This is a genomic window from Actinokineospora inagensis DSM 44258, from assembly GCF_000482865.1.
Taxonomy (GTDB): Bacteria; Actinomycetota; Actinomycetes; order Mycobacteriales; family Pseudonocardiaceae; genus Actinokineospora; species Actinokineospora inagensis.
Map to the genome: position 1 here is coordinate 27,023 of NZ_KI519520.1, position 24,178 is coordinate 51,200.

General features: G+C 71.3%; 18 protein-coding genes. 7 read left to right on the forward strand and 11 right to left on the reverse strand.

The window, feature by feature from the left end; all coding sequences use genetic code 11:
- Positions 1-202 precede the first annotated feature (202 nt).
- The 4 genes from treZ to H504_RS37980 all read right to left on the reverse strand — a co-directional run bounded on the left by treZ (position 203) and on the right by H504_RS37980 (position 7,615).
- Complete coding sequence (gene treZ / locus H504_RS0131330) at positions 203-1,891, reverse strand: malto-oligosyltrehalose trehalohydrolase (RefSeq protein WP_026426025.1); 1,689 nt, start codon at positions 1,889-1,891, stop codon at positions 203-205.
- Entirely contained in the window at positions 1,891-4,128 is a 2,238-nt protein-coding gene (gene treY, locus H504_RS0131335) for a malto-oligosyltrehalose synthase (protein ID WP_026426026.1), read from the reverse strand. Before treY ends, treZ begins: the two co-directional genes overlap by 1 nt.
- A complete protein-coding gene (gene glgX, locus H504_RS0131340; protein ID WP_026426027.1) occupies positions 4,128-6,248 on the reverse strand; it encodes a glycogen debranching protein GlgX in 2,121 nt (706 codons plus the stop codon). The genes treY and glgX overlap by 1 nt, the downstream gene beginning before the upstream one ends.
- Before the next feature lie 179 nt (positions 6,249-6,427).
- A complete protein-coding gene (locus H504_RS37980; RefSeq protein ID WP_051386459.1) occupies positions 6,428-7,615 on the reverse strand; it encodes a serine/threonine-protein kinase in 1,188 nt (395 codons plus the stop codon).
- A gap of 158 nt (positions 7,616-7,773) precedes the next feature.
- Here H504_RS37980 and H504_RS0131350 point away from each other — a divergent pair, with 158 nt between their 5' ends.
- Genes H504_RS0131350 through H504_RS0131360 form a run of 3 tightly spaced genes read left to right on the forward strand, consistent with a single transcriptional unit; the run spans position 7,774 to position 10,203 of the window.
- On the forward strand, positions 7,774-8,097 hold the full coding sequence (locus tag H504_RS0131350) for a hypothetical protein (protein WP_026426028.1): 324 nt from the start codon (positions 7,774-7,776) through the stop codon (positions 8,095-8,097).
- On the forward strand, positions 8,097-9,344 hold the full coding sequence (locus H504_RS0131355) for a cupin domain-containing protein (protein WP_035307154.1): 1,248 nt from the start codon (positions 8,097-8,099) through the stop codon (positions 9,342-9,344). Before H504_RS0131350 ends, H504_RS0131355 begins: the two co-directional genes overlap by 1 nt.
- Positions 9,334-10,203 carry a sucrase ferredoxin gene (locus tag H504_RS0131360; RefSeq protein WP_026426030.1) on the forward strand — a complete coding sequence of 290 codons (870 nt, stop codon included), beginning with the start codon at positions 9,334-9,336 and terminating at the stop codon, positions 10,201-10,203. The genes H504_RS0131355 and H504_RS0131360 overlap by 11 nt, the downstream gene beginning before the upstream one ends.
- Here the strand turns inward: H504_RS0131360 and H504_RS37985 are convergent.
- Together H504_RS37985 and H504_RS42220 are read right to left on the reverse strand one after the other, a co-directional pair.
- A complete protein-coding gene (locus H504_RS37985) occupies positions 10,197-11,558 on the reverse strand; it encodes a DUF2867 domain-containing protein (protein WP_051386461.1) in 1,362 nt (453 codons plus the stop codon). The genes H504_RS0131360 and H504_RS37985 overlap by 7 nt on opposite strands.
- On the reverse strand, positions 11,555-11,887 hold the full coding sequence (locus tag H504_RS42220) for a hypothetical protein (RefSeq protein WP_026426031.1): 333 nt from the start codon (positions 11,885-11,887) through the stop codon (positions 11,555-11,557). Before H504_RS42220 ends, H504_RS37985 begins: the two co-directional genes overlap by 4 nt.
- A gap of 164 nt (positions 11,888-12,051) precedes the next feature.
- Here H504_RS42220 and H504_RS37990 point away from each other — a divergent pair, with 164 nt between their 5' ends.
- Positions 12,052-13,026: a hypothetical protein gene (locus H504_RS37990; protein WP_051386462.1), complete on the forward strand. Its 975-nt coding sequence runs from the start codon at positions 12,052-12,054 to the stop codon at positions 13,024-13,026.
- Between the two features lie 299 nt (positions 13,027-13,325).
- On the opposite strand, the gene H504_RS39205 is transcribed toward H504_RS37990, so the two are convergent.
- The 3 genes from H504_RS39205 to H504_RS0131390 all read right to left on the reverse strand — a co-directional run bounded on the left by H504_RS39205 (position 13,326) and on the right by H504_RS0131390 (position 17,845).
- Positions 13,326-14,183 carry an RCC1 domain-containing protein gene (locus H504_RS39205; RefSeq protein WP_051386463.1) on the reverse strand — a complete coding sequence of 286 codons (858 nt, stop codon included), beginning with the start codon at positions 14,181-14,183 and terminating at the stop codon, positions 13,326-13,328.
- Between the two features lie 544 nt (positions 14,184-14,727).
- Positions 14,728-16,461 carry a GTPase gene (locus H504_RS37995; RefSeq protein ID WP_245614528.1) on the reverse strand — a complete coding sequence of 578 codons (1,734 nt, stop codon included), beginning with the start codon at positions 16,459-16,461 and terminating at the stop codon, positions 14,728-14,730.
- A 34-nt stretch (positions 16,462-16,495) separates the two neighbouring features.
- On the reverse strand, positions 16,496-17,845 hold the full coding sequence (locus H504_RS0131390; RefSeq protein ID WP_026426033.1) for an IniB N-terminal domain-containing protein: 1,350 nt from the start codon (positions 17,843-17,845) through the stop codon (positions 16,496-16,498).
- Positions 17,846-18,102: 257 nt separating this feature from the next.
- Here H504_RS0131390 and H504_RS0131395 point away from each other — a divergent pair, with 257 nt between their 5' ends.
- Together H504_RS0131395 and H504_RS0131400 are read left to right on the forward strand one after the other, a co-directional pair.
- A complete protein-coding gene (locus H504_RS0131395) occupies positions 18,103-19,332 on the forward strand; it encodes an Hsp70 family protein (RefSeq protein ID WP_026426034.1) in 1,230 nt (409 codons plus the stop codon).
- Positions 19,329-21,704 carry a helix-turn-helix transcriptional regulator gene (locus H504_RS0131400; RefSeq protein ID WP_026426035.1) on the forward strand — a complete coding sequence of 792 codons (2,376 nt, stop codon included), beginning with the start codon at positions 19,329-19,331 and terminating at the stop codon, positions 21,702-21,704. Before H504_RS0131395 ends, H504_RS0131400 begins: the two co-directional genes overlap by 4 nt.
- Positions 21,705-21,726: 22 nt before the next feature.
- On the opposite strand, the gene H504_RS39210 is transcribed toward H504_RS0131400, so the two are convergent.
- A complete protein-coding gene (locus H504_RS39210) occupies positions 21,727-22,149 on the reverse strand; it encodes a DUF1707 SHOCT-like domain-containing protein (protein WP_051386464.1) in 423 nt (140 codons plus the stop codon).
- A 21-nt stretch (positions 22,150-22,170) separates the two neighbouring features.
- Positions 22,171-22,746, reverse strand: coding sequence for a YceI family protein (locus H504_RS0131410; protein ID WP_245614529.1), 576 nt, complete (start codon positions 22,744-22,746; stop codon positions 22,171-22,173).
- Between the two features lie 186 nt (positions 22,747-22,932).
- Here H504_RS0131410 and H504_RS0131415 point away from each other — a divergent pair, with 186 nt between their 5' ends.
- Positions 22,933-24,135 carry a cysteine desulfurase-like protein gene (locus tag H504_RS0131415; RefSeq protein ID WP_026426037.1) on the forward strand — a complete coding sequence of 401 codons (1,203 nt, stop codon included), beginning with the start codon at positions 22,933-22,935 and terminating at the stop codon, positions 24,133-24,135.
- Positions 24,136-24,178: the final 43 nt, after the last annotated feature.

Genomic DNA, 24,178 nt, shown 5'->3' on the forward strand with positions numbered 1-24,178 from the left:
GGCGGTGGCCTAAGCCGGCCGGCGGGTAAGGCCACGTCTTTCCAGTGGCCCCGCCTTTTAGCCTTACCCAGGCCACCGCACAGGGGCCCCAAACAAAACAACTTCACCCCAGCGGGCACCCCGCATTTATCTGGCGCAATCCAGCGGCGTCGCCGCCAGGCGACAAGCAGTCCCCCGAGGCGAAGCCGAGGCCCAGTGACCCTCAAACCCTCACCACAGCAAACGTATCAGCAGGCAACATCAACTCATCCCCAGCCACAACCCCCTCCGCCGCCAACAACACAGCCGTCACCCGCACCGGCAGCGCCACCGCCGCACCCCCAAGGTTGACCGCCACCCGCAGCGCTCCCCGGTGCAGCACCAGCCACCCATCCCCCGACTCAACCACAAACCGATCCAGCCGCGGATCGGCAAGCTCCGGATACCGCCGCCGCAACGCGATCAACGCTCGATACGTCGCCAGCACCGGCGAAGAGTCTACTTCGGACCAATCCAAAGTAGACGCGGAAACAGTCGCAGGCGACATCGGATCGGGTACCGAAGCCTCCCCCCACCCATGAGCCGCGAACTCCCGCCGCCGCCCCGTGCGGACAGCCGAAGCCAGCTCGGGATCCGGGAACGAGGCGAAGAACTGCCACGGTGTCGACGCCGCCCACTCCTCACCCATGAAAAGCATCGGCGTGTACGGCGAACAAAACACAATCGCCGCCCCGCACAACATCCTAGCCGGGGACACCGTCGCGGTCAGCCGATCCCCAGCGGCACGGTTCCCGATCTGGTCATGATTCTGCAGGTAAGCCAAAAACTGATACCCAGGCAAACTCGAGACGGGCCGCCCATGCGTCCGCCGCCGAAACGACGACCACGTCCCGGCATGGAAGAACGCCGACCGAAGAGTCGCGGGCAACGCCCCGGCGAAGTCCCCGTAGTACCCCGAAGTCTCCCCGCTCAACGCCACGTGCAGCGCGTGGTGGATGTCGTCACACCACTGCGCTGTCAACCCGTAGCCACCGGCAGACCGGGACCGCACATGCCGAGGATCGTTGAGATCCGACTCCGCGATCAGCGACAACGGCCGCCCAAGCCCCGCCGACAACGCGTCGACCTCAACCGACAACTCCTCCAGCACATGTGTGGCCCGAGTATCAATCAGAGCGTGCACCGCATCCAACCGAAGCCCGTCGACGTGAAAATCACGCAGCCAGCCCAGCGCGTTCTCGATGACATACCGCCGAACCTCATCCGAATCCGGACCGTCCAGATTCAGCGTTGGCCCCCAAAGATTCCGGCCTGCGAAATACGGTCCGAACCGGTCCAGATAAGCTCCAGAAGGCCCCAGATGGTTGTACACAACATCCAGGATGACCCCTAGCCCACGAGCATGGCAGGCATCCACAAACCGCTTGAACCCGTCCGGGCCGCCGTAGGGCTCATGAACCGCCCCCCACAGCACACCGTCGTACCCCCACCCCGCGACCCCGTCAAAAGCGTTGACCGGCAAAACTTCCACGAGGTCGATGCCCAGCGACACCAGGTGATCCAACTTCTCGATCGCCCCGTCGAAGGTCCGCGACGGCGTGAACGTCCCGATGTGCAGTTCGTAAACAACGCTGCCCGGCAGAGCCCGCCCGGTCCAGCCGGAGTCGGTCCACTCAAACGCCCCGTGCTCGTACCGACGAGAAGCCTCGTGCACGCCGTTCGGCTGCCACAGCGAACGTGGATCGGGCAGCGGAGTCTCGTCATCGTCAAGCAGGAAAGCGTAATCGATCCCGCCGCTGACCTCGGCGTGCCACCAGCCCTGATCGTCGCGGGCCATTTCGTGCTGGACGTCGTCAACGGTCACGCGGACGCGGGATCGAGCGGGGGCCCAAACGCTGAACGGTTCGGTCATCACGCGCCCCGGACCAGCAGAGCGACCGGGTAGTCGGCCAACAGGTCCCGCACGGACCCGTCGGTCACCCGGTTGGTGAGCTGGTCCACCCAAACCCCCTCCGGCAGTTCCACCACGGTGTCCGCCCAGCCGGGCAGGCTGACCGGCAACCGGGTCGCCACCGCGACCAGGCCGTTCCGCTCGAACGCCACGACGTGGTCCGCCGACGGGCCGGTCGCGTACACCGGGCGGTAGCCGGTGAACAGTGACGGGCGTTCCCGGCGGAGGCGGAGAACGGTCCGGACCACGTGCAGTTTCACCGCCCCGGTCTCGTCCACCGGCGGCGGCCACCCGGTCGCGAGCTTCGCCAGCAACCCGATCCGGCTCGCGTAGTCCACCGGACGCCGGTTGTCGGGGTCCACAAGCGACAGATCCCACAGCTCACTGCCCTGGTAGACGTCCGGCACCCCGGGCCCGGCGAGCTGCAACAGCTTCTGCCCCAACGAGTTCGACCACCCGTGCGCCGTGATCCTGGCGACGAACGCCTCGACCTCGGCCACCACGCCGGGATCGCCGAGCACCGCGCGTGGCCACCCCCGCACGGCCTCCTCGAACTCCTCGTCGTGCTCGGTCCAGGACGTGCGGATCTTGGCTTCCTTGGCGGCCTTGTCCAGGTACGCCGAAAGCCGGTCCGGGGTGATCGGCCAGGTGCCCACCAGGGTCTGCCAGGCCAGCAGGTTCAGCGTCGGCTCCGGCAGTCCCCGGCGCTCGGTCCACCGCCGCACCGCCGTGGCGAACTCGTCCGGGATCTCGGCCAGCACGGCCAGCCTGGCCCGCACGTCCTCCGACCGCTTGGTGTCGTGAGTGGACAGTGCAGTCATCGCCGTCGGATACTGGGCCTCACGGCGGGCTTGGGCGGTGTGGAAGTCGGCAACGCTGACGCCGAAACGCGACGGGTCGCCGCCCACCTCGTTGAGCGCGACGAATCGCGTGTACCGGTAGAAGGTCGTGTCCTCGGTGCCCTTGGCGACGACCATCCCGGACGTCTGCTGCAACCGGGTCGCCAGTTCGCCACCCGCGCGCACCTGCGTGTCGATCGCGTCGAGCGCGGCAGCCAAGTCCGGTCGCCCCCGGCGGACCTCGTCGACCGCCGTCGACCAGTGGTCCTCGCCTTCCGGCAGGTACGACCGGTACACCGGGAACGACACCATCAGCTCGGCGACGGCATCCCGCGCCACCGCCGCGTCGACTCCGGCCACACATCCCGCGATCCGCTTGACCTCGGCTGCCAGCGAAGTCGTCGCGATCAACCGGCGGGCCTCGCCGCGCATCGCGTCGTAATCCGTTGGTACGTCAAGTGATTCGGCGAGCGCGGTGAACGCGCCCTCGGCCGCCGGGTCGATGAAAACCCCGCAGAACTCCCGCAAGGCGTCGTACCCGGTCGTCCCCGCCACCGGCCACGACGACGGCAGTTCCTCGCCGGGCTCCAGGATCTTCTCCACCACGATCCAGCACCCGGACCGCTCCGCCAGCCTGCGCGCGTACCCGCCGGGGTCCGCCAGCCCGTCCGGATGATCGACCCGAAGCCCCTGCACGTCTCCGGCGGCGACCCAGCGCAGCACCTCGCGGTGGGTGTCGTCGAAGACCTCCAGGTCCTCGACCCGAACTCCGGCAAGGGTTGTCACGTCGAAGAACCGCCGGTAGTTCAGTTCCTGCCCGGCCCGCCGCCAGTCGATCAACCGGTAGTGCTGCCGGTCGTGCACCTCGGCGGCCGAACCACCACCCGTGCCCGGCGCGAGCGGGAACGTGTGGTCGTAGTACCGCAGCAGGACCCCGTCGACGGTCAGTTTCTCGACGTCGTCGTCCGAGCCCAAGACGGGCAGCAGCACCGGGAACGACGCGATGTCGAAGTACTTCGCGTACCGCGATGCCGGGCCGTGCGCGAGGACGTCCCACCACCACGTGTTCGCCGACGGGACCTCGACCGCCATGTGGTTGGGCACGATGTCGACCACCATGTCCAGCCCCACCGCGCGCAGCCGCTCGACCAGCGCCACCCGACCGGCCTCGCCACCCAGTTCCGGGTTGGCTCGGGTCGGGTCGACGACGTCGTACCCGTGCGTCGAGCCGGGGGTCGGGGTCAGGATGGGCGAGGTGTAGAGCGCCCCGACGCCGAGGTCGGACAGGTAGTCGGCGATCGCGGCGGTCTCGGCGAACCCGAAGCCCGGCCGCAACTGCACGCGGTAGGTGGACCGCATCACTCGCTCCCGGTGCGTCGCAACACGATGAGTGACCTGGATGGCAGTACCAGCCGCGTCTTGCCCGAGTACCGGGGCGGTTCGGTGTGCGACACCTGGCCGGTCGCGGTGTCGAGCACCACTTCCCACTCGGCGCCGTAGTCGCCGTCGGGGACGATCGCCTCGATGTCCTCGTGGTGGGCGTTGAAGCAGAGCAGGAACGAGTCGTCGGTGACCCGTTCGCCGCGGGCGTCCAGGTCCGGGATGCCGTCGCCGTTGAGGAAGGTGACCACACACCGGCCGAACCCGGACTCCCAGTCCTCATGCGACATCTCTTGGCCGGACGGGGTGAACCAGGCGATGTCGCGCAGTTCGTCACCGCGCCGGATCGGCCTGCCCGCGAAGAAGCGGCGGCGGCGGAAGACCGGGTGCCGGGCGCGCAGCGCCACCACACCGGCGGTGAACTCGATCAGGTCGGCATTCGCTGCGGCCAGCGACCAGTCCACCCAGGACAGTTCGGTGTCCTGGCAGTAGGCGTTGTTGTTGCCGTCCTGGGTGCGGCCCATCTCGTCGCCGTGCAGCAGCATCGGCACGCCCTGGGACAGCATGGTGGTCGCGATCATGTTGCGCCGCTGCCTGGCGCGCAGTTCGTTGACCGCCGGGTCGTCGGTCGGCCCCTCGGCGCCGCAGTTCCAGGACCGGTTGTCGTCGGCACCGTCGCGGTTGTCCTCGCCGTTGGCCTCGTTGTGCTTGCCGTTGTACGAGACCAGGTCGTTGAGGGTGAACCCGTCGTGCGCGGTGACGAAGTTGATGGAGGCGAACGGTTTCCGACCGTCCTCCTGGTACAGGTCGGACGACCCGGTGATGCGGGAGGCGAACTCGCCCAGGGTCGACGGCTCCCCGCGCCAGAAGTCCCGCACGGTGTCGCGGAACTTCCCGTTCCACTCCGTCCACAGGGGAGGGAAGTTGCCGACCTGGTAGCCGCCGGGGCCGACGTCCCACGGCTCGGCGATCAGCTTGACCTGGCTGATCACCGGGTCCTGCTGCACGATGTCGAAGAACGCCGACAGCCGGTCGACGTCGTAGAACTCGCGGGCCAGGGTGGCGGCGAGGTCGAACCGGAACCCGTCCACCCGCATCTCGGTGACCCAGTAGCGCAGCGAGTCCATGATCAACTGCAGCGTGTGCGGGTTGCGCACGTTCATCGAGTTGCCGGTGCCGGTGTAGTCCATGTAGTAGCGGTGGTCGTCGTCGACGACCCGGTAGTACGCCTGGTTGTCGATGCCGCGCATGGACAGCGTCGGGCCGAGGTGGTTGCCCTCGGCGGTGTGGTTGTAGACCACGTCCAGGATGACCTCGATGTTCGCCTCGTGCATGGTGCGCACCATGGCCTTGAACTCGGCCACCTGCGCGCCCTGCGCGGTCTGCGAGGCGTAGTCGGCGTGCGGGGCGAAGAACGCGATCGTGTTGTAGCCCCAGTAGTTGCGCAGCCCGCGCTCCTGCAGGCCGTGGTCGTGCAGGAACTGGTGCACCGGCATCAGCTCGATCGCGGTGATGCCGAGCCGCTTCAGGTGGTCGATCACCGCCGGGTGCGACAGGCCAGCGTAGGTGCCGCGCAGCTCCTGCGGGATGTCGGGGTGCTCCATGGTGAGCCCGCGCACGTGCGCCTCATAGATGACCGTCTCGTTGTACGGGGTGCGCGGCGGTCGGTCGTTGGCCCAGTCGAAGAACGGGTTGACCACCACGGCCTTCACCGTGTGCGACGCGGAGTCGTCGTCGTTGCGCTGGTCGGGTTCCCCGAACGTGTAGCCGAACACGGCCTGGTCCCAGTCGACGGTGCCGTCGACCGCCTTGGCGTACGGGTCGAGCAGCAGCTTCGCCGGGTTGCAGCGCATGCCGTGGCCGGGGTCGTGCGGGCCGGTCACCCGGTAGCCGTAGTGCTGGCCGGGCAGCACCCCGGGCAGGTAGCAGTGCCAGACGAATCCGTCGACCTCGGGCATCCTGACCCGGTGCTCGGTGCCGTCCGCGTCGAACAGGCACAGGTCCACCCGGCTGGCGACCTCGGAGAAGACCGCGAAGTTGGTGCCCGCTCCGTCGTAGGTCGCACCGAGCGGGTAGGGGGTTCCTGGCCAGGGCCGCACACGTTCTCCTCGGTCATGCCCGGCCCCGGGGTACGGCGCGAGGGCGGTCTTGTCGTCGGGGCAAGTCGCGCGCGTCCCAGCCTATGGCGACACGTGGGGGTGCCGCAGAACTGGGAATGGCGGGGCGGTGACGATCCGGCGGGTAGGCGACGACCTGTGGGCGGGGTCACCCGGGACGGTCAGTTGCCGCCCCAGTCACCCCAGTCGCCCCAACCGGGGATCGGGAAGCGCGGGGCGCGGGGTTGCCGGGTGACCGTGACGACCTTGGTCTGCACGGTGGGCACCGCGATGACCCCCGTGGCGGCCTGCATCGGCTGCGGCGCCATGGCGAGGGTCGTGGTGGTGGCCGACGGACTCGTGGTGGTGATGACGGCGGCGGGGGTCGGCTGCGGGGTGTCCGCGCGGGACGCGGCCGTGGACAGCACCGCGGCCGAGCCGCCGACCAGGAGCGCCCCGGCCATCAGGCTCGCGTGCACCAGCTTCGACGGGCGGGCCCGGACGGGGCTCTCCTTGGTGGCCCGCTCCTGTCTCGCGTGCCGTGGGGTGTGCCGCGGGGTCGGGCGGGCGACCGGGTCGAGCAGGGCGGACCCGGCGAGCAGGCGGGCGGTCTCGGCGGCGTCGGGGCGGTCGGCGGCGTCGCGCTGGGTCATCGCGGTGAGCGTGTCGGCCCACTTGGCAGGCAGCCACTGGGGGATGACGGGGTCGCGAGTGAGTCGCGCGATCGCGGCCTCTATGTCGGAGCCCTCGTAGGCGGTTTGTCCGGTAAGGCATTCCAGGAGCATTAAACCGAGCGAGTAGATGTCCCCGGCGGGGCCGGTCTGCTCGCTGCGGATTTGCTCGGGCGCGAGGTACGCGGCGGTACCTACGCAGTGGCCGGTGGACGTAAGACGGGCACCGCCCATCGCACGGGCGATACCGAAGTCGACGAGGTAGCAGGCGTCGTCGTCGTCGAACAGCACGTTGGAGGGCTTCACGTCGCGGTGCACGATCCCGCGCGAGTGCACGTACCCGAGGATGTCGGCCAACCGCATACCGGTCCTGGCGACGTCACGCGCGGGCATAACGCCGCGGTTGAGCCTGTCGCGCAGGGTGCCACCCTCGATGAGTTGCATCACCAGGTACGGACGCTCGTTGTCCGCGGCGACGTCGAACACGCGGACTACCCCCTGGTGCGACAGGCCCGCCAGCAACCGGGCCTCGCTGTCCAACCGCGCCAGGGTGGCCCCGTCGGCCTTCGGGTGGAAAAGCTTGACCGCGACGTGGCGACCCAACCGCGTGTCCAGCGCGCGGTGCACGTCGGCCATGCCGCCCGAGCCGATCAGCTCGCCGAGCCGGTAACGCCCGTCGAGCAGCGTCTCGGTCTCCATGCCATCTCCCCTGCTTACGCCTTGGCCGCGATTTACCCGAGCGGGAGCGCGCACAAACGTGAATCCTGGAGGTGGGAAACCGGTAACGGCCACGCATGACTTGACCCGTTCGGGGGTACCAAGCGGGGGACTCGCAATCCCACCACGAGGAGGCAGGCATGTCCCTGGAAGACGACGACATCCGCAGCGGTCACATCGCGGGAGTGGGCGGCGCCGACTCGGGCGCCGGATCGGACCACGGCGCGGCCGACGGCGGCGGTGACGGAGGTGCGGACGGCGGTGCTGACGGCGGCGCCGGTGTCGCGGATCACGGCGCCTCCGGCGTGCCCGGTGGCCACGACGGGGGCGCGGACGGCGGTGCTGATGGCGGTGCCGACGGTGGCGCGGACGGCGGTGCCGACTCGGGCGCCGGGTCGGACCACGGCGCGGCCGACGGCGGCGGCGACGGTGGCGCGGACGGCGGGGCCGACGGCAGCGCGTGATGGCCACCTCCAGCCCGGCCGGGTGGTCCACGCCGGACCGCCCGGCCGTCCGCCGGTGCGTCGGGGTCGAGCCGGACGAGTTCGCCGCGACCCACTGGGGCAAGCGCCCGCTGCTCACCCCGGCGGGCGGCCTGCCCAAGGCGTTCGACGACCTGCTCACCCTCGACGACATCGACGAGCTGCTGTCCCGGCGCGGCCTGCGCACCCCGTTCGTGCGGGTCGCCAAGGACGGCGCCGTGCTCTCGTCGGCCCAGTTCACCAGGGGCGGCGGGGTCGGCGCGGAGATCGGCGACCAGGTCGCCGACGACAAGGTGGCTCGGCTGTTCGACGGCGGCGCGACGGTGGTGCTGCAGGGCCTGCACCGGCTCTGGCCGCCGCTGGTCGACTTCGCCGGTCAGCTCGGGGTGGACCTCGGGCACCCGGTGCAGATCAACGCCTACATCACGCCGCCGTCGTCGCAGGGGTTCGCCGCGCACTACGACGTGCACGACGTGTTCGTGCTCCAGGTGGCGGGTCAGAAGCGGTGGCGGGTGCACGCGCCGGTACACCCCGATCCGCTGCGTGACCAGCCGTGGGACCAGCACGCGGACGCGGTGGCCGCCCGTGCGCTGGAAACCCCGGTCATCGAGGAGACGCTCAACCCGGGTGACGCGCTCTACCTGCCGCGCGGCTACCTGCATTCGGCCACCGCGCTCGGTGAGGTGTCCGCACACCTGACCGTCGGCGTGCACGTGCTGACCCGGTACACCCTCGTCGAGGCGTTGCTCGCGTTGGCGGGACAGAACGCCGATCTCCGCGCCACGCTGCCGCTGGGCATCGACGCCGCCGATCCGGACCAACTGGCCCCGCACCTCCCCTCGACGGTCGAGGCGCTGGCCCGGGTGCTGCGGACCATCCCACCGGACGAGGTCGCCCGGCGGGTGCGGAACAAGGTGTGGCAGGGGACGAGGCCGGAACCGTTGTCCCCCTTGGCCCAAGCCGCCGCCGCGCGGTCGGTCGGGGTCGGTTCCGTGGTTCGGCTGCGGGCCGGATTGCGTTATCGGATAACGGAATCCGGCGATCGGGTCGTATTGGAGGTGCCCGGGGACGAGCTCTCGTTGCCCGCGTTCACCGGCGTCGCGTTGGCCGACGTGCTCTCCGGTGCGCCGCGCGTGGTCGGGGACCTGCCGGAATTGTCGGTCGACGACCAGGAGGTCCTCGTGCGGAGGTTGCTCCGAGAAGGAATCCTCGTGCCCTGTGACCGTTGAACGCTGCGCCGAGGGATGCCTGCGCCGGGGTGATCCGATGGTGGCCACCGCACCCCCGGTGCGGCACTGGTTGCTGATCGAGCAGCCCGGCCCGTGGGGTCCGGACCCGTGGCGGGACTCGGCGTTGCCTGACTCGGTGGTGTCGGCCGTGGCGGCGCAGGCTTCCGCCGCCCGAGCCAGGGTTCTGCTCATCCGCAGGCCAGGTCGGACGGTGTCCGCGGAACGCCGGTGGGCGTTCGTGGATTCGCGGCCGGGACTGGAACGGGTGTGGTGGACGCGGTTCCGCGATCCAGCGGAGCTCACCGACCTCGGATTGGCCTCGCCCCAGGGCGAGTTGTCGCTTTCGCCGGTATACCTCGTCTGCGCGCATGGAAGGCACGACCCGTGTTGCGCGGTACGGGGACGCCCGTTGGCGGCCGCGTTGGCCCGGGAGCGGCCCGAAGAGACCTGGGAATGCACCCACGTCGGCGGGGATCGGTTCGCGGGCAACATGATCGCGTTACCGCACGGGCTCTACTTCGGCCAGGTCCCGGCGGCACAAGGGGTCGATGTCGCCGAGAAGTACGAGACCGGGGTGATCGAACCGGCGTACTTCCGTGGTCGGTCGGGATTCGCCGCCCCGGTGCAGGCCGCGCAGGACTTGGTGCGGGCGCACTCGGGGGACCACCTGGTCGACTCCTTCGCGCCGCTGGCCGTGCGGCACACCGGACACGAGCAGTGGGTCGTCGAACTGGTCGGCGCGAGCGTCGAGATCCGGGCGGTTTTCCGCCGCAGCGACACCCCGCTGACCTGCTCGGCGACCGTGCCCGCCGCCGTCCGCGGGTTCGAACTGGTGCGGTGGCTGGAAAAACCTCAGTGACCGTTCGCCAACCGGTGTGCTCGGCTGACCTGCTTCTTCGCCATGACCCGGAAAACGACCAGGTGGATCGGGTACACCGCGCGCCAGTACACCCAGCCCAGCATGCCCTTGGCGCGCAACGCCCCCACCTGCTCCAGTTTCGTGCCGCTGATGCGGTAACCCAGCCACGCCTCGCCGCAGAACCACTTCTCGGTCATCAGGACGATGTGCCGGTCACCGAAGTCCGCGACCGTCCACCAGTCCACTGTGGCGCCCTCGGTGACCTCGGGCGGGCGGTGCAGGCTCAGCTTCTCGCCGAACAGCTTGCCCAACACGATGCGCAGCCACCACGCCCACGCCCACCCGTACCAGCGCAGCGAACCACCGCAGCGCCGCAGGTCGAGCCGGGCGGCGGGGGTGACCGACGGCGGTAGGTCGACCACGGTGGTCAGGGTGTGCACGCCGTCGCGCAGGCCGTTGGCGAACTCGAATGCCCGGCGGGCCATGCCGTCGCGCTGATTGTCCAATGTGGACTTGATGGCGGCCCGCACCGGGGTTGGGGCGGTGCCGAACGCGCCGCTGGGATTGGTGACGGTGACATCGGTGGTCAGGCTGCCGATCAGCGACCGGCTCACCGCCCGGTCGACCGGGGTGACCAGGTTGACCCAGTGTGCGGACAAGCCCGGTGTCAGCAGGGGAACCCGGGCGATCCGGCGCCTGCGCAGGCCGCGCACCTCGGCGTAGCACTGCATGAGTTCCTGGTAGGTCAACACATCCGGGCCGCCGACCTCGTGCACCCCGGCGGGCACGTCGGCGTCGGCCGCGCGCAGCAGGTGCTCGACGAGGTCGTCCTCGCCGATCGGCTGGACCCGGGTGGCGACCCAGCGCGGGCACACCATGACCGGCAGCCGCTCGGTCAGGTACCGCAGCATCTCGAACGAGATGCTGCCCGCCCCGATGATCACCGCCGCGCGCAGTTCGACCACCGGGACGCTGGTCGACGCCAGCAGTTCGCCGACTTCCTGCCTGCTCTCCAGGTGCTCCGACAGCGTCCCGCAGCCCAGCCCGCCGAGGTACACAATCCGCCGCACCCCGGCTGCCTCGGCCGCTCTGGCGAATGAGCTCGCCATCTGCCGGTCCCGGTCGGCGAAGTCGCCGCCACCCGCCATCGCGTGCACCAGGTAGTACGCCGTGTGTACCCCCGCAAGCGTTTTCGTCACGGCGTCGGTGTCCGTGACGTCCACCGATTCCCGGGTCACGTCGTCCCCGGTCGGCAATGCCTCGATCCGCCGACCGATCGCCAGCACCGGTTGCCCGGCGAGCGCCGCGACCAGCTTGCGGCCGACGTAGCCGCTGGCCCCCGCTACCGCGATCACGCGGGGACGCGCAGGTGTCGGGTGAACCCGTGGACCGCGGCGACGGCGGCGTGCGGGTCGCGCAGCACGCCCACCCGGTCGCGCCAGGCGGCGTACCGCACCGCCGCCTCGATCAGGGTGGGTTCGGCGTACTGGCCCAGCACCAGCTCGACCAGCGCAACAACCCGTGACCGAACCCGGTCGTCGTCCAGGTTGGGCGAGTCGAGCACCTCGGCGACCAGGTCCACGGTCAACTCGGCTACGACCGTCCGGTCCGGCACGCACCCGCCAACGCACCGGTACACGAACGCCAGCAGACGATCATGCCCCGGTTCCCACTCGGCACCCATGCCGACCTCCCACCCGCGAACTGGGCAGACGGTATCCCGGTGCCCATCGCCTCGCTATTCGAGTTCCCCCGCACCCGGTCCGGCAATCCTCGCGCACCCCGGCGGCCCCCGGACTCGTTGGGTGGGTGGATCCTTGCCCGCCGCACAGGGGGAGTTTGTTCTCGGTGAACCTCGTCGACGCCGCCTGGGCGCTGGCTGATCAGGGCGTACCCGGCCTGCGCGAACGCCTCGGCGGCCCGCTCCGCGTCGGGGTGACCGGCGCCCCCGGCTCCGGCCGCTCGACCGTCGTCGCCGCCCTGACCGGCGGCCCGTTCGAAGTGGTCGACGGCCCCGCCGACGTCCGCCTCCACCTCGTCCGCCGCCCCGACGACCCGGTGGACGCCGACCCGGTCGCCACCATCGTCGTCCTCGCCCGCGCCGACGAACTCGGCGGCGGCCGCCTCGACGCCCTCGACTCGGCCCGCCTGATCGCCGCCGAACACACCCGCCTGGCATTGGGCGAACAGTGCCAACTCGTGGTCGCCACCGCCGCGTTACCCGCCGTGGGAAGCCGACAACTCACCCGCGCCGACGCCACCGCACTGTCCACATTGGCCAGTCGAGAAGACCTCCTGCTCTCCGCCGACCGCCTCACCCACCACCTCGGCCCGGACCTCCTGCACAAACTCGGCCTCTTCGGCACCCGCGCCGCCGTCGCCGCAATCCACCGCGGCGACCCCGTCCCCGCCACCCTGCTCGCCCTGAGCGGCATCCCCGACCTGCGCCAAGCCATCGACACGTACTTCCTCCCCCGCGCCGAAATGCTCCAGGCCCGCGCCGCCCTCCGCGCCATCGCCCACCACCCCGAAGCCGAACGCGCACTGGCGAGTGCCCACGAGCCGAGGGAACTCCGTCTGCTCGCCGACCTCGACACGGCCCGAGTCACCTTCACCGACCTCACCGAAGAAGCCCGCTGCCTCCTCGGCGCCTACGGCACCGCCCCCGCCACCCGCCTGTCCGCCACCGGTGATCCCTTCCAAGCCCACCGCCGCTGGCAAGCGCTCACCGAAGCCCCGCACCTGTCGCACAGGGAACGGCAAGCCGCCGCCACGGTCGCCCGCAGTTGCGAGGCATTGGTGGCAGTGGGGGTGGTCGACTAGCAAGGCCGGGCAAACAGGGCCGGATGGACATGGTGTGCTGGGTTGGCTCACGGTGTTCGCGGTCCCGTGGGGTAGCTCGTCGCCGCAGTAACCGACCGGCCAGGCTTGGCCATCGCGATTGCGAGGTTGACCGTGACGCTGGTTTTGCCGTCGTGGCGGGGGCGGCCGGTGACGGTCAGTACGCGGCGACGTGGACGCGGTTCTCGCCGACATTAAGCTGCTACGCATTTCCTTGCCGTCAGGCTGGTCTCCGTAGGCGCGCTTCCGATGTAGACAGTGGAGGATGTGTGGCGCGGTGTTCAGGTGCCGGGTTGGATTCCCGACCAGGACTCGACATCGCATTGATGGTGGGTGTTGTTCCCGGTACTGACGACCGTGCCGTCGGCGCGCGCGCCGAGGGTGTGGATGGAGCCCGCGGCCACCGTGACGATGTCCCGCCAGTCGTCGACGTCGCACTGCCCGTGGCTGTTGTCGCCTGCCGCGAGGACTCGTCCGTCTGCTGTGACTCCGACGGAGTGGTAGCTGCCTGCGGAGACCGCGACCACGTCTTCCCAACGTTCGACGTCGCAGGCTCCGGTCGATTGGTCCCCTGCCGCGAGAACACGACCGTTGCATCTGAGTGCGATCGTGTGCAGATAACCGGCTGAGATGGCGGTGAGGTCGCGCCAACCGTGGACGGCAGAACATTGTCCTCGGCGATCGTTTCCCACGGCCACTGCCGAGCCGTCCGCCCGGAGTCCGACTGAATGCCAGTCGCCACAAGACAGGGCCACGATTTCCCGCCAGGACCGCACCTCGCATTGGCCTTCTGCGCGTCGGCCCGCTGCCAGCACGGTGCCGTCCGCGAGAAGCCCGAGCGTGCGGCGCCAGCCCGCGGCCACGGCCGTGACGTCGCTCCACGCGGCGATATCGCATTGGCCGTCGGCGTTCCATCCCGTTGCCAGCAGGGTGCCGTCCGATCGAAGTCCGACCGTGTGCGACTTTCCGGTGTTGGACGCGCTGTGGACATTGCCCGCCGCCACAGCGACGACGTCTTTCCACCGCTCGACCCGGCACTCGCCCGCAGCATTGTTCCCGACGGCGATAACCGTTCCGTCCCAACGACGGCCGGCCGAGTGACGTCGCCCGGCCGCCAGCGCCGACGCGTTCCCCCGCATGTGGCCTCCTCGCCTGCCGCTGTGGCCGCCTGATCACGATGGCAGCCGTGCCCTCGTGGTCGCTCTCAACCATCGATGTCGGTTGAGTCGGCGGACCGTCATCGCGGTGGTAGCCCCGCCACAAAGCTGTTTCAGCAGCTCAGGGCGGCTCGGGTACGGCTCTTGTTCCAGCCGGTTGAGTTGTCCACACTCCGCTGACCTGTCCACAGCCCACCATGCCCAACCCTGTCGATCATGGATGCCCGGTAGACTGGCCTCGGGGACGCCCCCCGGGACTGGGTGGGGGCCGCCTGGACCCGTCGGGGGCTTGGTGATGTCGGTGGGTTGGGTTGGGCGGGCGCGGGTTCTGTGTGGTTGTCGGTGCCCATGATCGGTTGAGGATGGCGTGTCGTCGTCCTTGGTCGTTTGGCTACAGCGCCGGATGTGCACGCTGCGCTTTGGCCGGTCTGCGTGACCTCGCCGTAGAACCGTGACACGCCGCGCGAGACCGGCGACGGCCATTCCGACCACTCGGCATCAAACACACTGACCTTGCGACGGCGGGTTATCGGCGGACGGAGTCGATGTGGGTGCGGAGGGTGAGGAGGCGTTCGAGGGTGTGGCGGGATTGGGTGAGGTGGGCGGATTCGGCGTCGAGGGTGGATTTTATTTCTCGGGCGGATTCGGTGGCGGATTCGCGGAGGGAATGGGTGACTTCGGTTACTTGGTCGCGGAGGGCCCGGTGGACGATTCGGGTGGCGTCTTTTGCTTCTTTTCCGTATCGCAGGAAGAAGTCGTCGACGTGGCGTTGGGCGGCGGTTTTGGCGATGGCCTGTCGGCGTTTCAGGCGGGCGCCGCGTTCCTCGAAGACGCTGCGGGCGCCGAAGGCGGCGCCTGCGCCGAGGGAGATCGGGTTGATCAGCGGCAGCCCGGCCAGGGTGGTGGCCAGGCCGGACATCAGCAGGCCGCTGTACGAGCCGCGCAGGCCGACGAAGATTTTCTGGGCTGGGCTGAACCGTTCGATGTTGGGCAGCCGGAGGTGTTCGTCCCAGGCGGCGCCGAGATCGGACAGCAACTGGGCGGGAGCGATGTCGGCATCCGGCATCGCTTCCCGGGCGACCCGGGCCGCGATCCACTCGAACCGCTCGACCAGCCAGTCCGAGTTGACCCCGGCGACGTCGGTGAGGGCGTCGCGCAGCCAGTCGCTGAACTCGTCCCACACCTTTCCCGGGTCGGCGGCGTCGAAGTAGTCGTCGATCTCGCGGAGCACGCGGCGGGTGCGTTCGCGCAGGTCGTAGTCGAGGTCGGCGAGCAGGTCGCCGATGTCGTCGGCGAGTTGGGTCTGCCACCGGGTGCTGTCCCGGTGGAGCTGTTCGACGCGGCGCCCGGCGGCGTGCCATTCGGCGATGGCGGTGGACGAGCCACCCGCGGGCGCGGCGTCGAACTCGGCGCGCAGCGGCGCGATCAACTGGTCCAGCGCGAGTCCGCTGGTGGCCGCGGCCGCTCTGGCGGCGACGCGGGCGGGGTCGGCGAGGACGTCGCGGCGCAGGCAGCCGATCAGCTCCGCGAACCCGGATTCCTTGTTGAGCTCCTGGTCTTCGGTGCGCACGGCGGTCGCCCGCAACACCGATGAGACCGGCACGAGCGGTGCGGGCACCCCGACCTCGGCCAGTCGTTTCCGGTCCGCTTCGGCGATCCGGCGCCACCCGGGAACCAGGTCGATCTTGGTGAGCGCGACGAGCACGGTCGGGCACAGCCGGTGGACGTGGGTCAGCAGCTCCACTTCGAGCGCGGTCAGCTCGCTGGTCGCGTCGGTCACCACCAGGACGGCGTCCGCGTTGGCGAGGACGGCCAGCGCGCGGGCGGTGCGCGGGCACCCCGGCGCGCCGAGGCCGGGGGAGTCGACCAGGACCAGCCCCGCGCCGAGCAGGGCGCGCGGCAGGCCGATCTCGGTGCCCGGCGCCGGTGAGTCACCGATCAGCACGGGACGGTCGGCGTGCCGCACGATCGTGGGTTCCATGGTGGTGAGGTCGTCACCGATCGCGCATACGTCCGCACCGACCAGGGCGTTCACCAGGTATGACTTGCCCTTGCCGGGATAGCCGGCCACCACCACCCGGCGGCCAGGTTCGAGCAGGTCAGCGCGCCTGCCGACCAGCATGTCGACCAGGTCTTCCCGGTCTTGGGCGGCGCAGGCGCGGATGGTCTCGTCGAGCAGGTCCAGCCAGGGCGGTGCGGTCATCACCCGGATGAGAATGCCGTGTTCCCCCGGATAGGTGAAGAAGGCGGGGTCCGTCACCGAGGACTGGACCCCGCCTCCATCGCGGGTCGGCTCAGTGGCCGAGGTCCAGGTCACCCACCAGACCACCCACGTCGGGCAGGGCGGCGTGCTCACCGCCGAGCGGGGTGTCGTGCGTGAGGCCACCCAGGGTGTCGCTGACGTGGTCAGCCACCCCGGGCAGCGGGTTCGCGACCGGGAGGTGCGGCACCTCCGGCAACTGCACCGGGAGGTGCGACAGCTCGGGCAGGTGCGGTAGCTGGGTGGGCAGGTGCACCGGCAGGTGGTCGGGCAAGTCCGTGGGCAACTGCGGCAGGCCCCCGGGCAGGTGCGGCAGGTCGACCGGGAGCTGCGCGGGCAGGTGCGGCAGGTCGCCGTGGCCGACCGGCGCGTGGTGCTCGGGCGACGGGAGCGGCTGCGGCAGCGTGCCGCGCAGGTGCTCGCCGACCTCCTCGACCTGGTGCACCGGGGAGCCGCCGGTCAGGAAACCGCCCAGGCCCGCGGTGGAGGTGCCGAGCAGTTCGCCACCGGAGTGGACGTAGTCGGCGACGGTGCCCGCGGTCAGGTCCGCGCCGCGCAGCGCGTCGGCGTCCAGGACACCGGTCGGGTCCAGGTGCGGCAGGCCCGCGTGGCTGACCAGGCCCGCGGTGGACAACGTCCCGGCGCCCGCGACGGCGATGTCGACCTCCGGCACCGCGTGCGCGTCGAGCAGCGCGGTCGGATCGGTGGCCCCAGTGGACAGGAACGACACGTCGTGCTCGACCGAGACCGCGGTGTCGAACCCGGCGACCGAGCCCGCGGCGGTGGTCCCGTCCGCGGTGGTCGCCGAGGCGAACGAGCCGAAGTCGGAGTCGAACGCGGTCGCCACGCGGTGCGCGGCGACGTCGATGTAACCGGCGCCGTTGACCTCGTCGGACTGCAGCAGCGCGGCGGCGGTCAGCGACTGGCCGTCGGTGGTCAGGTCGGTGGCGTAGCCGAGGTCGTCAGTGGCGCCTGCGGCGGTCGCGTGCAGGCCACTGGTGTCGACGTCGGCGGAGTTGGTGCCGGTGAACCATTCGGCCGTCGTGTCCAGGTGGCCGGAGCCGGCGGCCGGGTTCACACCGCCGGTCAGGTCGGTGCCGGAGGTGAGCTGGGTGGCGATCGCACGCAGGTCGGTGACCGCGTCGGCGGACGGGGCGTAGTCGGCGACGAACGGGATCGCGTCCCGCACGTCGTGCACGTCGACCGCGCCCAGGCCCGCGTTGGCGAGGACCCCGGTGGGATCGGCGGCGAACGCGGTGCGGGCCGCGTCGTCGCCGAGCAGGCCGAGCACGAACTGGTGCAGGGTCTGCCCCTGCGCGGCGAAGTCACCGAGGTCGGTGGTCGGGATCGAGTCCATCGGGAGGCCGGAACCGGTGCTGGACAACTGCTTCTCCTCGAACGGGGTGGGGACGGCGCGCCGAGCCGGGGCATCGAGCGGGGCGCTTGGTCGACAACGCTAGGGCGGCGCGGCCGGGCTGCCATCGGGGATCACTCCCCGTCTAAATCCCCCACGGAAAGGGTGACGGACATTCACTTATTAGGGGGTTAGGGAGTGTTGGACTCACCACTCCGGGTTGCCGTTGGGGGTTGGTCGCCTGGTACGAACAGGGACGCCCACGACTCGAGGAGGACCGGCCGGACATGTCTTACGTGCTCGGCGTCGACATCGGCCGCACCCGGTGCGCCGCCGCCGTGCGCCGCCGGGACGCGGACGGCCACCACCCGGTCGACGTCGTCGCGCTGGACGGACCCGCGCGCTGGCTGCCGACGGCCCTCTTCCTCGGCGAGAGCGGGGAAGTGCTGGTGGGGACGGCCGCGGAGCGCGCGGGCGGCCAGCACCCCGACCGGCTCGCCCGCGGCGTGCTCGACCGGGTCGGCGACGACGTCCCGGTGCTGCTCGGCGGTGAGCTGTACCCGGCGGAGAACCTGGTCGCCGCCGTCGTCGGCTGGGTGGTCGACGTGGCCGGTGACGCCGAGGGGGAGGCCCCGGAGCGGATCGCCGTCACCCACCCACCCGAGTGGGGGGCGTACCGCCGTGGGCTGCTGCACGAGGCGCTGGCCGCGGCCGGTCTGCCCGGCGTCACCCTGCTGCCCACCGTCACCGCCGCCGCCGAGGCCCACCAGGCCGACAACCCGCTGCGGCCCGGGTCCGCGCTGGCGGTCACCCTGCTCGGCGGGCACCGCGCCGAGCACGCCCTACTCCGGCGTAACCAATCGGCGTTCGAGGTCGTTGCACACCACGTGACCTCCCAGGCGGGCGCGGCCCTCGACGACGCCCTGCACCGCCACGTCATCGACAAGCTCGGTCCCCCGGACGACACGGCCGTGATCATCGACGGCCCGCACGGCCCGGTGTCCCGGCCGAACATGCCCGCGCCGGGGCTGTTGAGCGCTTTCCGGCTGGCCTGCGCGTCGGCCAAGGAGCGGCTCTCGGTGGCGACCGAGGTGCGCATCCCCGTTCCGCACCTGCGCGCCGACCTCACGGTGACCCGCCACGACTTCACCGAGCTGGCTGCTCCGGTGCTGCTCCCCGCGCTCAGTACGACCCGCGCCTTCCTCGCCCAGGCCTCGGTCGGGGTCATCGCCGGTGGCACGGCCAGAATTCCGTTCGTCGCCGAGGTCGCCCCCGTGCTCGACGACCCGGCCACCGCGGCCGCCCGTGGTGCCGCGCTGGCGCTGGCCCCGATCCCGGTGCTACCCAGGCAGATCGCCCGATCCACTGTGGACGGTGCGCCGAGCGACCCCCGGCTGACCCCGGCCCGTCGCTCCACTGTGGACCTCATGGACGAGCCGCCGCCCCGGCCGCCGGTCGAAGTGGAGCCGCTGGAGCCGCCGCCGTCGCGGTTCCGGCCGCGTCGGAGCACGCGGTGATCCCCGGGCACGCGAGCCCGGACGAACTGGTCCTCGACGACCCGACCCGCAGGCTGTGCGCGGCGATCACCGCGGGCGGCCTCGCCCCGGTCCGGCTGGCCGTCGTCGCCCCCGGCGGCTACGGCAAGAGCGCGCTGCTCGACCTGCTCGCCACCACCCCGGGCGCACACCGCCGCGACCCGACCGCCGACCTGCTACTGGTCGACGACGCGCACCTGTTGACAGACAAGGACTTCGACGCGCTCGACGACTGTCTCTCCAACGACACCAAGGGCTTGGTCGTCGCCGCCCGGCCACGTCCGCGCCCCGCCCGGCTGACCGCGTTGCTCACCCGCCTGCGCGGCCAGATCGTCCTACGCCCCTTCGACCTCGACCGCTCCCGGACCTGCCTGACCGCCCTCGGCGCCAACCCGGACCACGCCGCTTTCGTCCTCGCCCAGACCGGCGGCGTCCCCGGACTGGTGCACCGACTGGCCCCACACCTGGCCGACGAAGCCGACAAGACCGACGAAACCATTCCGCCCGCCGTCGTCGAGGAGTTCCGGCTCGACCTGGACCGCCTCCCCGTCGACCAGGTCCACGCGCTGCTGGCCGCCGAGGTCAACGCCGACACGACGCTGCTGGCCGGTCTGCTCGGCTGCCCGCCGACCCGCGCCGCCGCCCTGGTCGACGAGGCCCGCGCCACCGGTTTCCTGGCCCAGGACGGTTCCCTGCTCCCGCTGGTGGCCGCGGTGCTGCGCGCGTTGATCCCCGGCGACCAGCGCGCGGCGGTGCTCGGCACCCTCGCCGAACTCCGGCTCACCCGCACCGGTCCCACCCGCGAGTTCGCCGCCGCGCTGCTCGCCGCTGAGGCGTCCGGCCCCGCCGCGGGTGCCGTCTACGCCGCCGCGGCCGCCGAGGCGGAACCGGGCTTGGCCGTCGAACTGCACCGGGCCGCCGAGAACGCGGGCCACCCGGTCGACGAGGTCGGCCGGGCGGAAGCCGAGGCGAGGTCCGGTGATCTGGACTCCGCGCTCCGCCGCGCCGACGTGCTGCTCGCCACCGGTGATCCCCGGGCCGCCACCGTCGCCGCCGCCGCGCTCGCGCACCGCGGTCAACCCACGCGCAGCGCCGAGTTGTACCGGTGGGCCGGGTCGGGCGCTTTCGCCGCCATCGGGCTGGCCGCCACCGGCCGGTTGTCCGACGCCCAGGCCGCCCTGCCCGGCCCGAACACCGGCGAACCGCCGACCCTGTTCGCCACCGCGACCGCCCTCGCCGCCAAGGGAGTGCTCGACTCCATCACGGGCGACGGCGACGCGCTGTCCACTGTGGTCAGAGCGGCCGAGGTGCTGGAACCGGTCGGCCGGGACGTGCTGCTGCCGGACAGCCCGGCCGCGATCGGCGCCGTCCTCGCCGTGCACACCGGCGCCACCGGCATCGCCGAACCCCTGCTGACGAGGGCGAACGCCGCCAAGATCGGCGGGGACCTGTTGCGCGCCAGGCATTCCCTGCTCGCCGCCTGGACCGCCATGCTCAGGGGCGAGACCGTCGACCCGGTCGACGGCGTCCGCACCCCCCGGGACTGGCTGTTCGCGGTCGGTCTCGCCGTCGGCTCGGCCCGGCGCGCCGGTGACCTGGCCGCGCTGCGCCGGGTGTGGGACCAGGCGCACGAAGCCGTCGTCCGGCACGAGGTCGACCTGTTCACCCTGCTGCCGCTGGGGGAGTTCGCGGTCGCCGCCGCCCGGCTCGGCGACCGCGACCGGTTCGCCCCGCACCTGCGCCGCGCCTGGGACCTGCTGGACTCGCTCGGCTACCCGGTCGCCTGGACGACCCTGCCGCACTGGTACTGCCTGCACGCCGAGATCGTCGCCGACCGGCCGGAGGCGGCCGAGCACGCCGAGGCGCTGGCCGAGCGGGCCGACCGGGGCCCGTTCCCGGCCGCGGTCGCCGAAGCGGCGCACTGCTGGTTGCGGGTGCTGGCCGGTGACGTGGACGCCGCCCGGGTCGAGGCGGCCGCCCGCGGCCTGCACGCGGCGGGCCTGTGCTGGGACGGCGCGCGGCTGGCCGGTCAGGCGGCGGTGCGCACCAACGACCGGAAGCGGATGCTGGCCCTGCTCGACTGCGCGCGGGTGCTGCGGGGCGGCGCCGTCCGCGACGACGGGGCCGCCGACCACAGCGGCATGGCCCGGTTGAGCGGACGTGAACTGCAGGTTGCCGAACTGGTGCTGGCGGGCATGACCTACAAGCAGGTGGGCGACCGGCTGTTCATCTCGGCCAAGACGGTGGAGCACCACATGGCCCGGATGCGGTCCCGGCTCGGCGCGACCAGCCGCGGCGACCTGCTGGCCCAACTGCGTGACCTGGTCACCGCCAAGGTCCCGGTCAGTCCTTAGTGGACCGCGCGGGGCCGCGGCGTCACGAGGTCATGATCAGCACCAGTGCGACGACGGCCAGCGGCGCCAGCGCCCACCAGGTCGCCGTGATGGCCACCACGGCGACCGTGGACACCGCCGCCACGCCGAGGAAGACGAACAGCCCGCGGTTGTTGCGCCGCGCCGTCGGCTTCTCCCAGAGCGAGTTGTCGTCGTCCCGCTCCCGCACCGGTGCCACGACGTGGTTGTTCGGCCGGGTCGGCTCGAAGTCGGGGTGCGGGTCGGGCAGGTCGTCGAACAGCTCCCGCAGGTCGGCGCGGGTGCGGGCCGCCGTGGCCATGGCGACCCGCTGCTCGTACTCGGCGATGTCCAACCGGCCGCCGGAGAGGTGCTCGGCCAGCGCGGCGAGCGCCTGCTCGCGCTCGGACGTGCCGACCCTGATGTTGGCCTCCCGACCCGTCCCCATGCGGGCCACTTTACGCCGGGGTCAGCCTTCGGAGCGCAGCTTGGCCTCGATTTCCACCAGTACGCGTACCGCGTCGCCGATCACGAAGTTGCCGTTCGCGAGGGTCGACTGGTAGGTCAGCCCGAACTCGGCGCGGCTGATCGTCGTGTTCGCCGAGAACGCCGCTTTCGTCGAGCCGTCGATGCCGACGCCGAAGCCGAGCAGCTCCGGCTCCAGGGTGACCGGCTTGGTGACGCCGAGCAGCGTCAGGTCGGCGTCGAGCAGGAAGTCCGCGCCGTTGGGGCGGATGCCGGTCGAGCGCAAGACGGCGGTCGGGTGGTTCTCCGCGTCGAAGAAGTCCGGGCCGAGCAGGTGCCGGTTGAACGACTCGAGGCCGGTGTCGAACGAGGTCGTGTCGATCTCCGCGGTGAAGGTCGACTCCAGCGGGTTCGCCGCCGTCACGATCTCGCCGGAGAACCGCTCGAAGCTGCGCCGGTACCGGGTCAGGCCCAGGTGGCGCACCACGAACGACACGTCCGAGTGGATGGGGTCGATGTCCCAGGTCCCGGTGACGTAGCCGGGGATCTGCTGCGCGGGGATCTGATCGACAGTGGTCACTGACGGGGCTCCTTGGTGCGGTGTGACTGGCGGTGTGTCGGGTTGGTGCGGCGGGCTCGCCGGAGGTCCGGGTGGTCCCGCCAACGGGTGACACCAGCCAAAGTGGCACCGACGGCCGGGCGCGTCAAAAAGTCCGGCCGATTGTCCGCTCCGCGAGACGGGTTGTGTCGCCCTAGTGTCAGGGGGGTGACTTATGACGTGGCGGCGGTGCGGGGCAGGTTCCCCGCCCTGGCCGAGGGAGCGGCGCACTTCGACGGGCCCGGCGGATCCCAGGTCCCGGTCGACGTGGCGGAGGCGGTGGCGGCGGCGATGGTGGCCGCCACGTCCAACCGGGGGCGGGTGACGGCGGCCGAGCGACGGGCGGACGCCGTCGTCGCCGAGGCCCGGCTGGCGTTGGGCGACCTGCTCGGCGCGGACCCGGGCGGGATCGTGCTCGGGCGCAGCATGACCCAGTTGACCTACGACTTCGCCCGCACGCTGGCCGGGGACTGGGGACCGGGCGACGAGGTCGTCGTCACCCGGTTGGACCACGACGGCAACGTCCGGCCCTGGGTGCAGGCGGCCGAGGCGGCGGGCGCGACCGTGCGGTGGGCCGAGTTCGACCGGGAGACGGCGGTACTTCCCGTGTCCGCCGTCACCGACGTGCTGTCGCCGCGGACCCGGCTGGTCGCGGTCACCGGCGCGTCGAACCTGCTCGGGACAAAACCGGACATCGCCGCCATCACCGCCGCCGCGCACGAGGTGGGCGCGCTCGCCTACGTCGACGGGGTTCACCTGACCCCGCACGCCGTGGTGAACGTGCGCGCGCTCGGCGCCGACTTCTTCGTCTGCTCGCAGTACAAGTTCCTCGGCCCGCACCTGGGCGCGCTCGCCGCCGACCCGGCCCTGCTGGAGACCCTGCGGCCGACCAAGCTGGAACCGTCGATGAACGCGGTGCCCGAGCGGTTCGAGTTCGGCACCCTGCCGTACGAGGTCCTGGCGGGCAGCACGGCGGCGGTCGGGTTCCTGGCGGGTCTCGTGCCGGGGGAGGGGACCCGGCGGGAACGGCTGGTCCGGTCGATCACCGCGCTGCACGAGCACGAGACCGTCCTGCGTGACCGGTTGGACACGGGGCTGCGTGCCCTGCCCCGGGTCCACGTCTACGGCGACCCGGCGCGCGACCGCACGCCGACCGCTCTGTTCACTGTGGACGGTATCCCGCCCGGAGTGGTGTACGAGCGGCTGGCACTGGCCGGGGTCAACGCCTCCGCCGGGTCGTTCTACGCGATCGAGGCCGCGCGCAGCCTGGGCATCCAGGACACCGGGGCGGTCCGCGCCGGGATCGCGCCGTACACCGACGAGTCCGATGTGGACCGACTGCTGACCGGGATGGCCGAGATCACCGCCTGACGGCGGGGCCCTGCCCGACGCACCCCGGGCAGGGCCCCGCACG

Coding starts and splice junctions, on each gene's coding strand:
- treZ (WP_026426025.1), bottom strand. CDS start 1,891: ATGACCGAACCGTTCAGCGTTTGGGCCCCCGCTCGATCCCGCGTCCGC.
- treY (WP_026426026.1), bottom strand. CDS start 4,128: ATGCGGTCCACCTACCGCGTGCAGTTGCGGCCGGGCTTCGGGTTCGCC.
- H504_RS37980 (WP_051386459.1), bottom strand. CDS start 7,615: ATGGAGACCGAGACGCTGCTCGACGGGCGTTACCGGCTCGGCGAGCTG.
- H504_RS0131350 (WP_026426028.1), top strand. CDS start 7,774: ATGTCCCTGGAAGACGACGACATCCGCAGCGGTCACATCGCGGGAGTG.
- H504_RS0131355 (WP_035307154.1), top strand. CDS start 8,097: ATGGCCACCTCCAGCCCGGCCGGGTGGTCCACGCCGGACCGCCCGGCC.
- H504_RS42220 (WP_026426031.1), bottom strand. CDS start 11,887: ATGGGTGCCGAGTGGGAACCGGGGCATGATCGTCTGCTGGCGTTCGTG.
- H504_RS39205 (WP_051386463.1), bottom strand. CDS start 14,183: ATGCGGGGGAACGCGTCGGCGCTGGCGGCCGGGCGACGTCACTCGGCC.
- H504_RS0131395 (WP_026426034.1), top strand. CDS start 18,103: ATGTCTTACGTGCTCGGCGTCGACATCGGCCGCACCCGGTGCGCCGCC.
- H504_RS39210 (WP_051386464.1), bottom strand. CDS start 22,149: ATGGGGACGGGTCGGGAGGCCAACATCAGGGTCGGCACGTCCGAGCGC.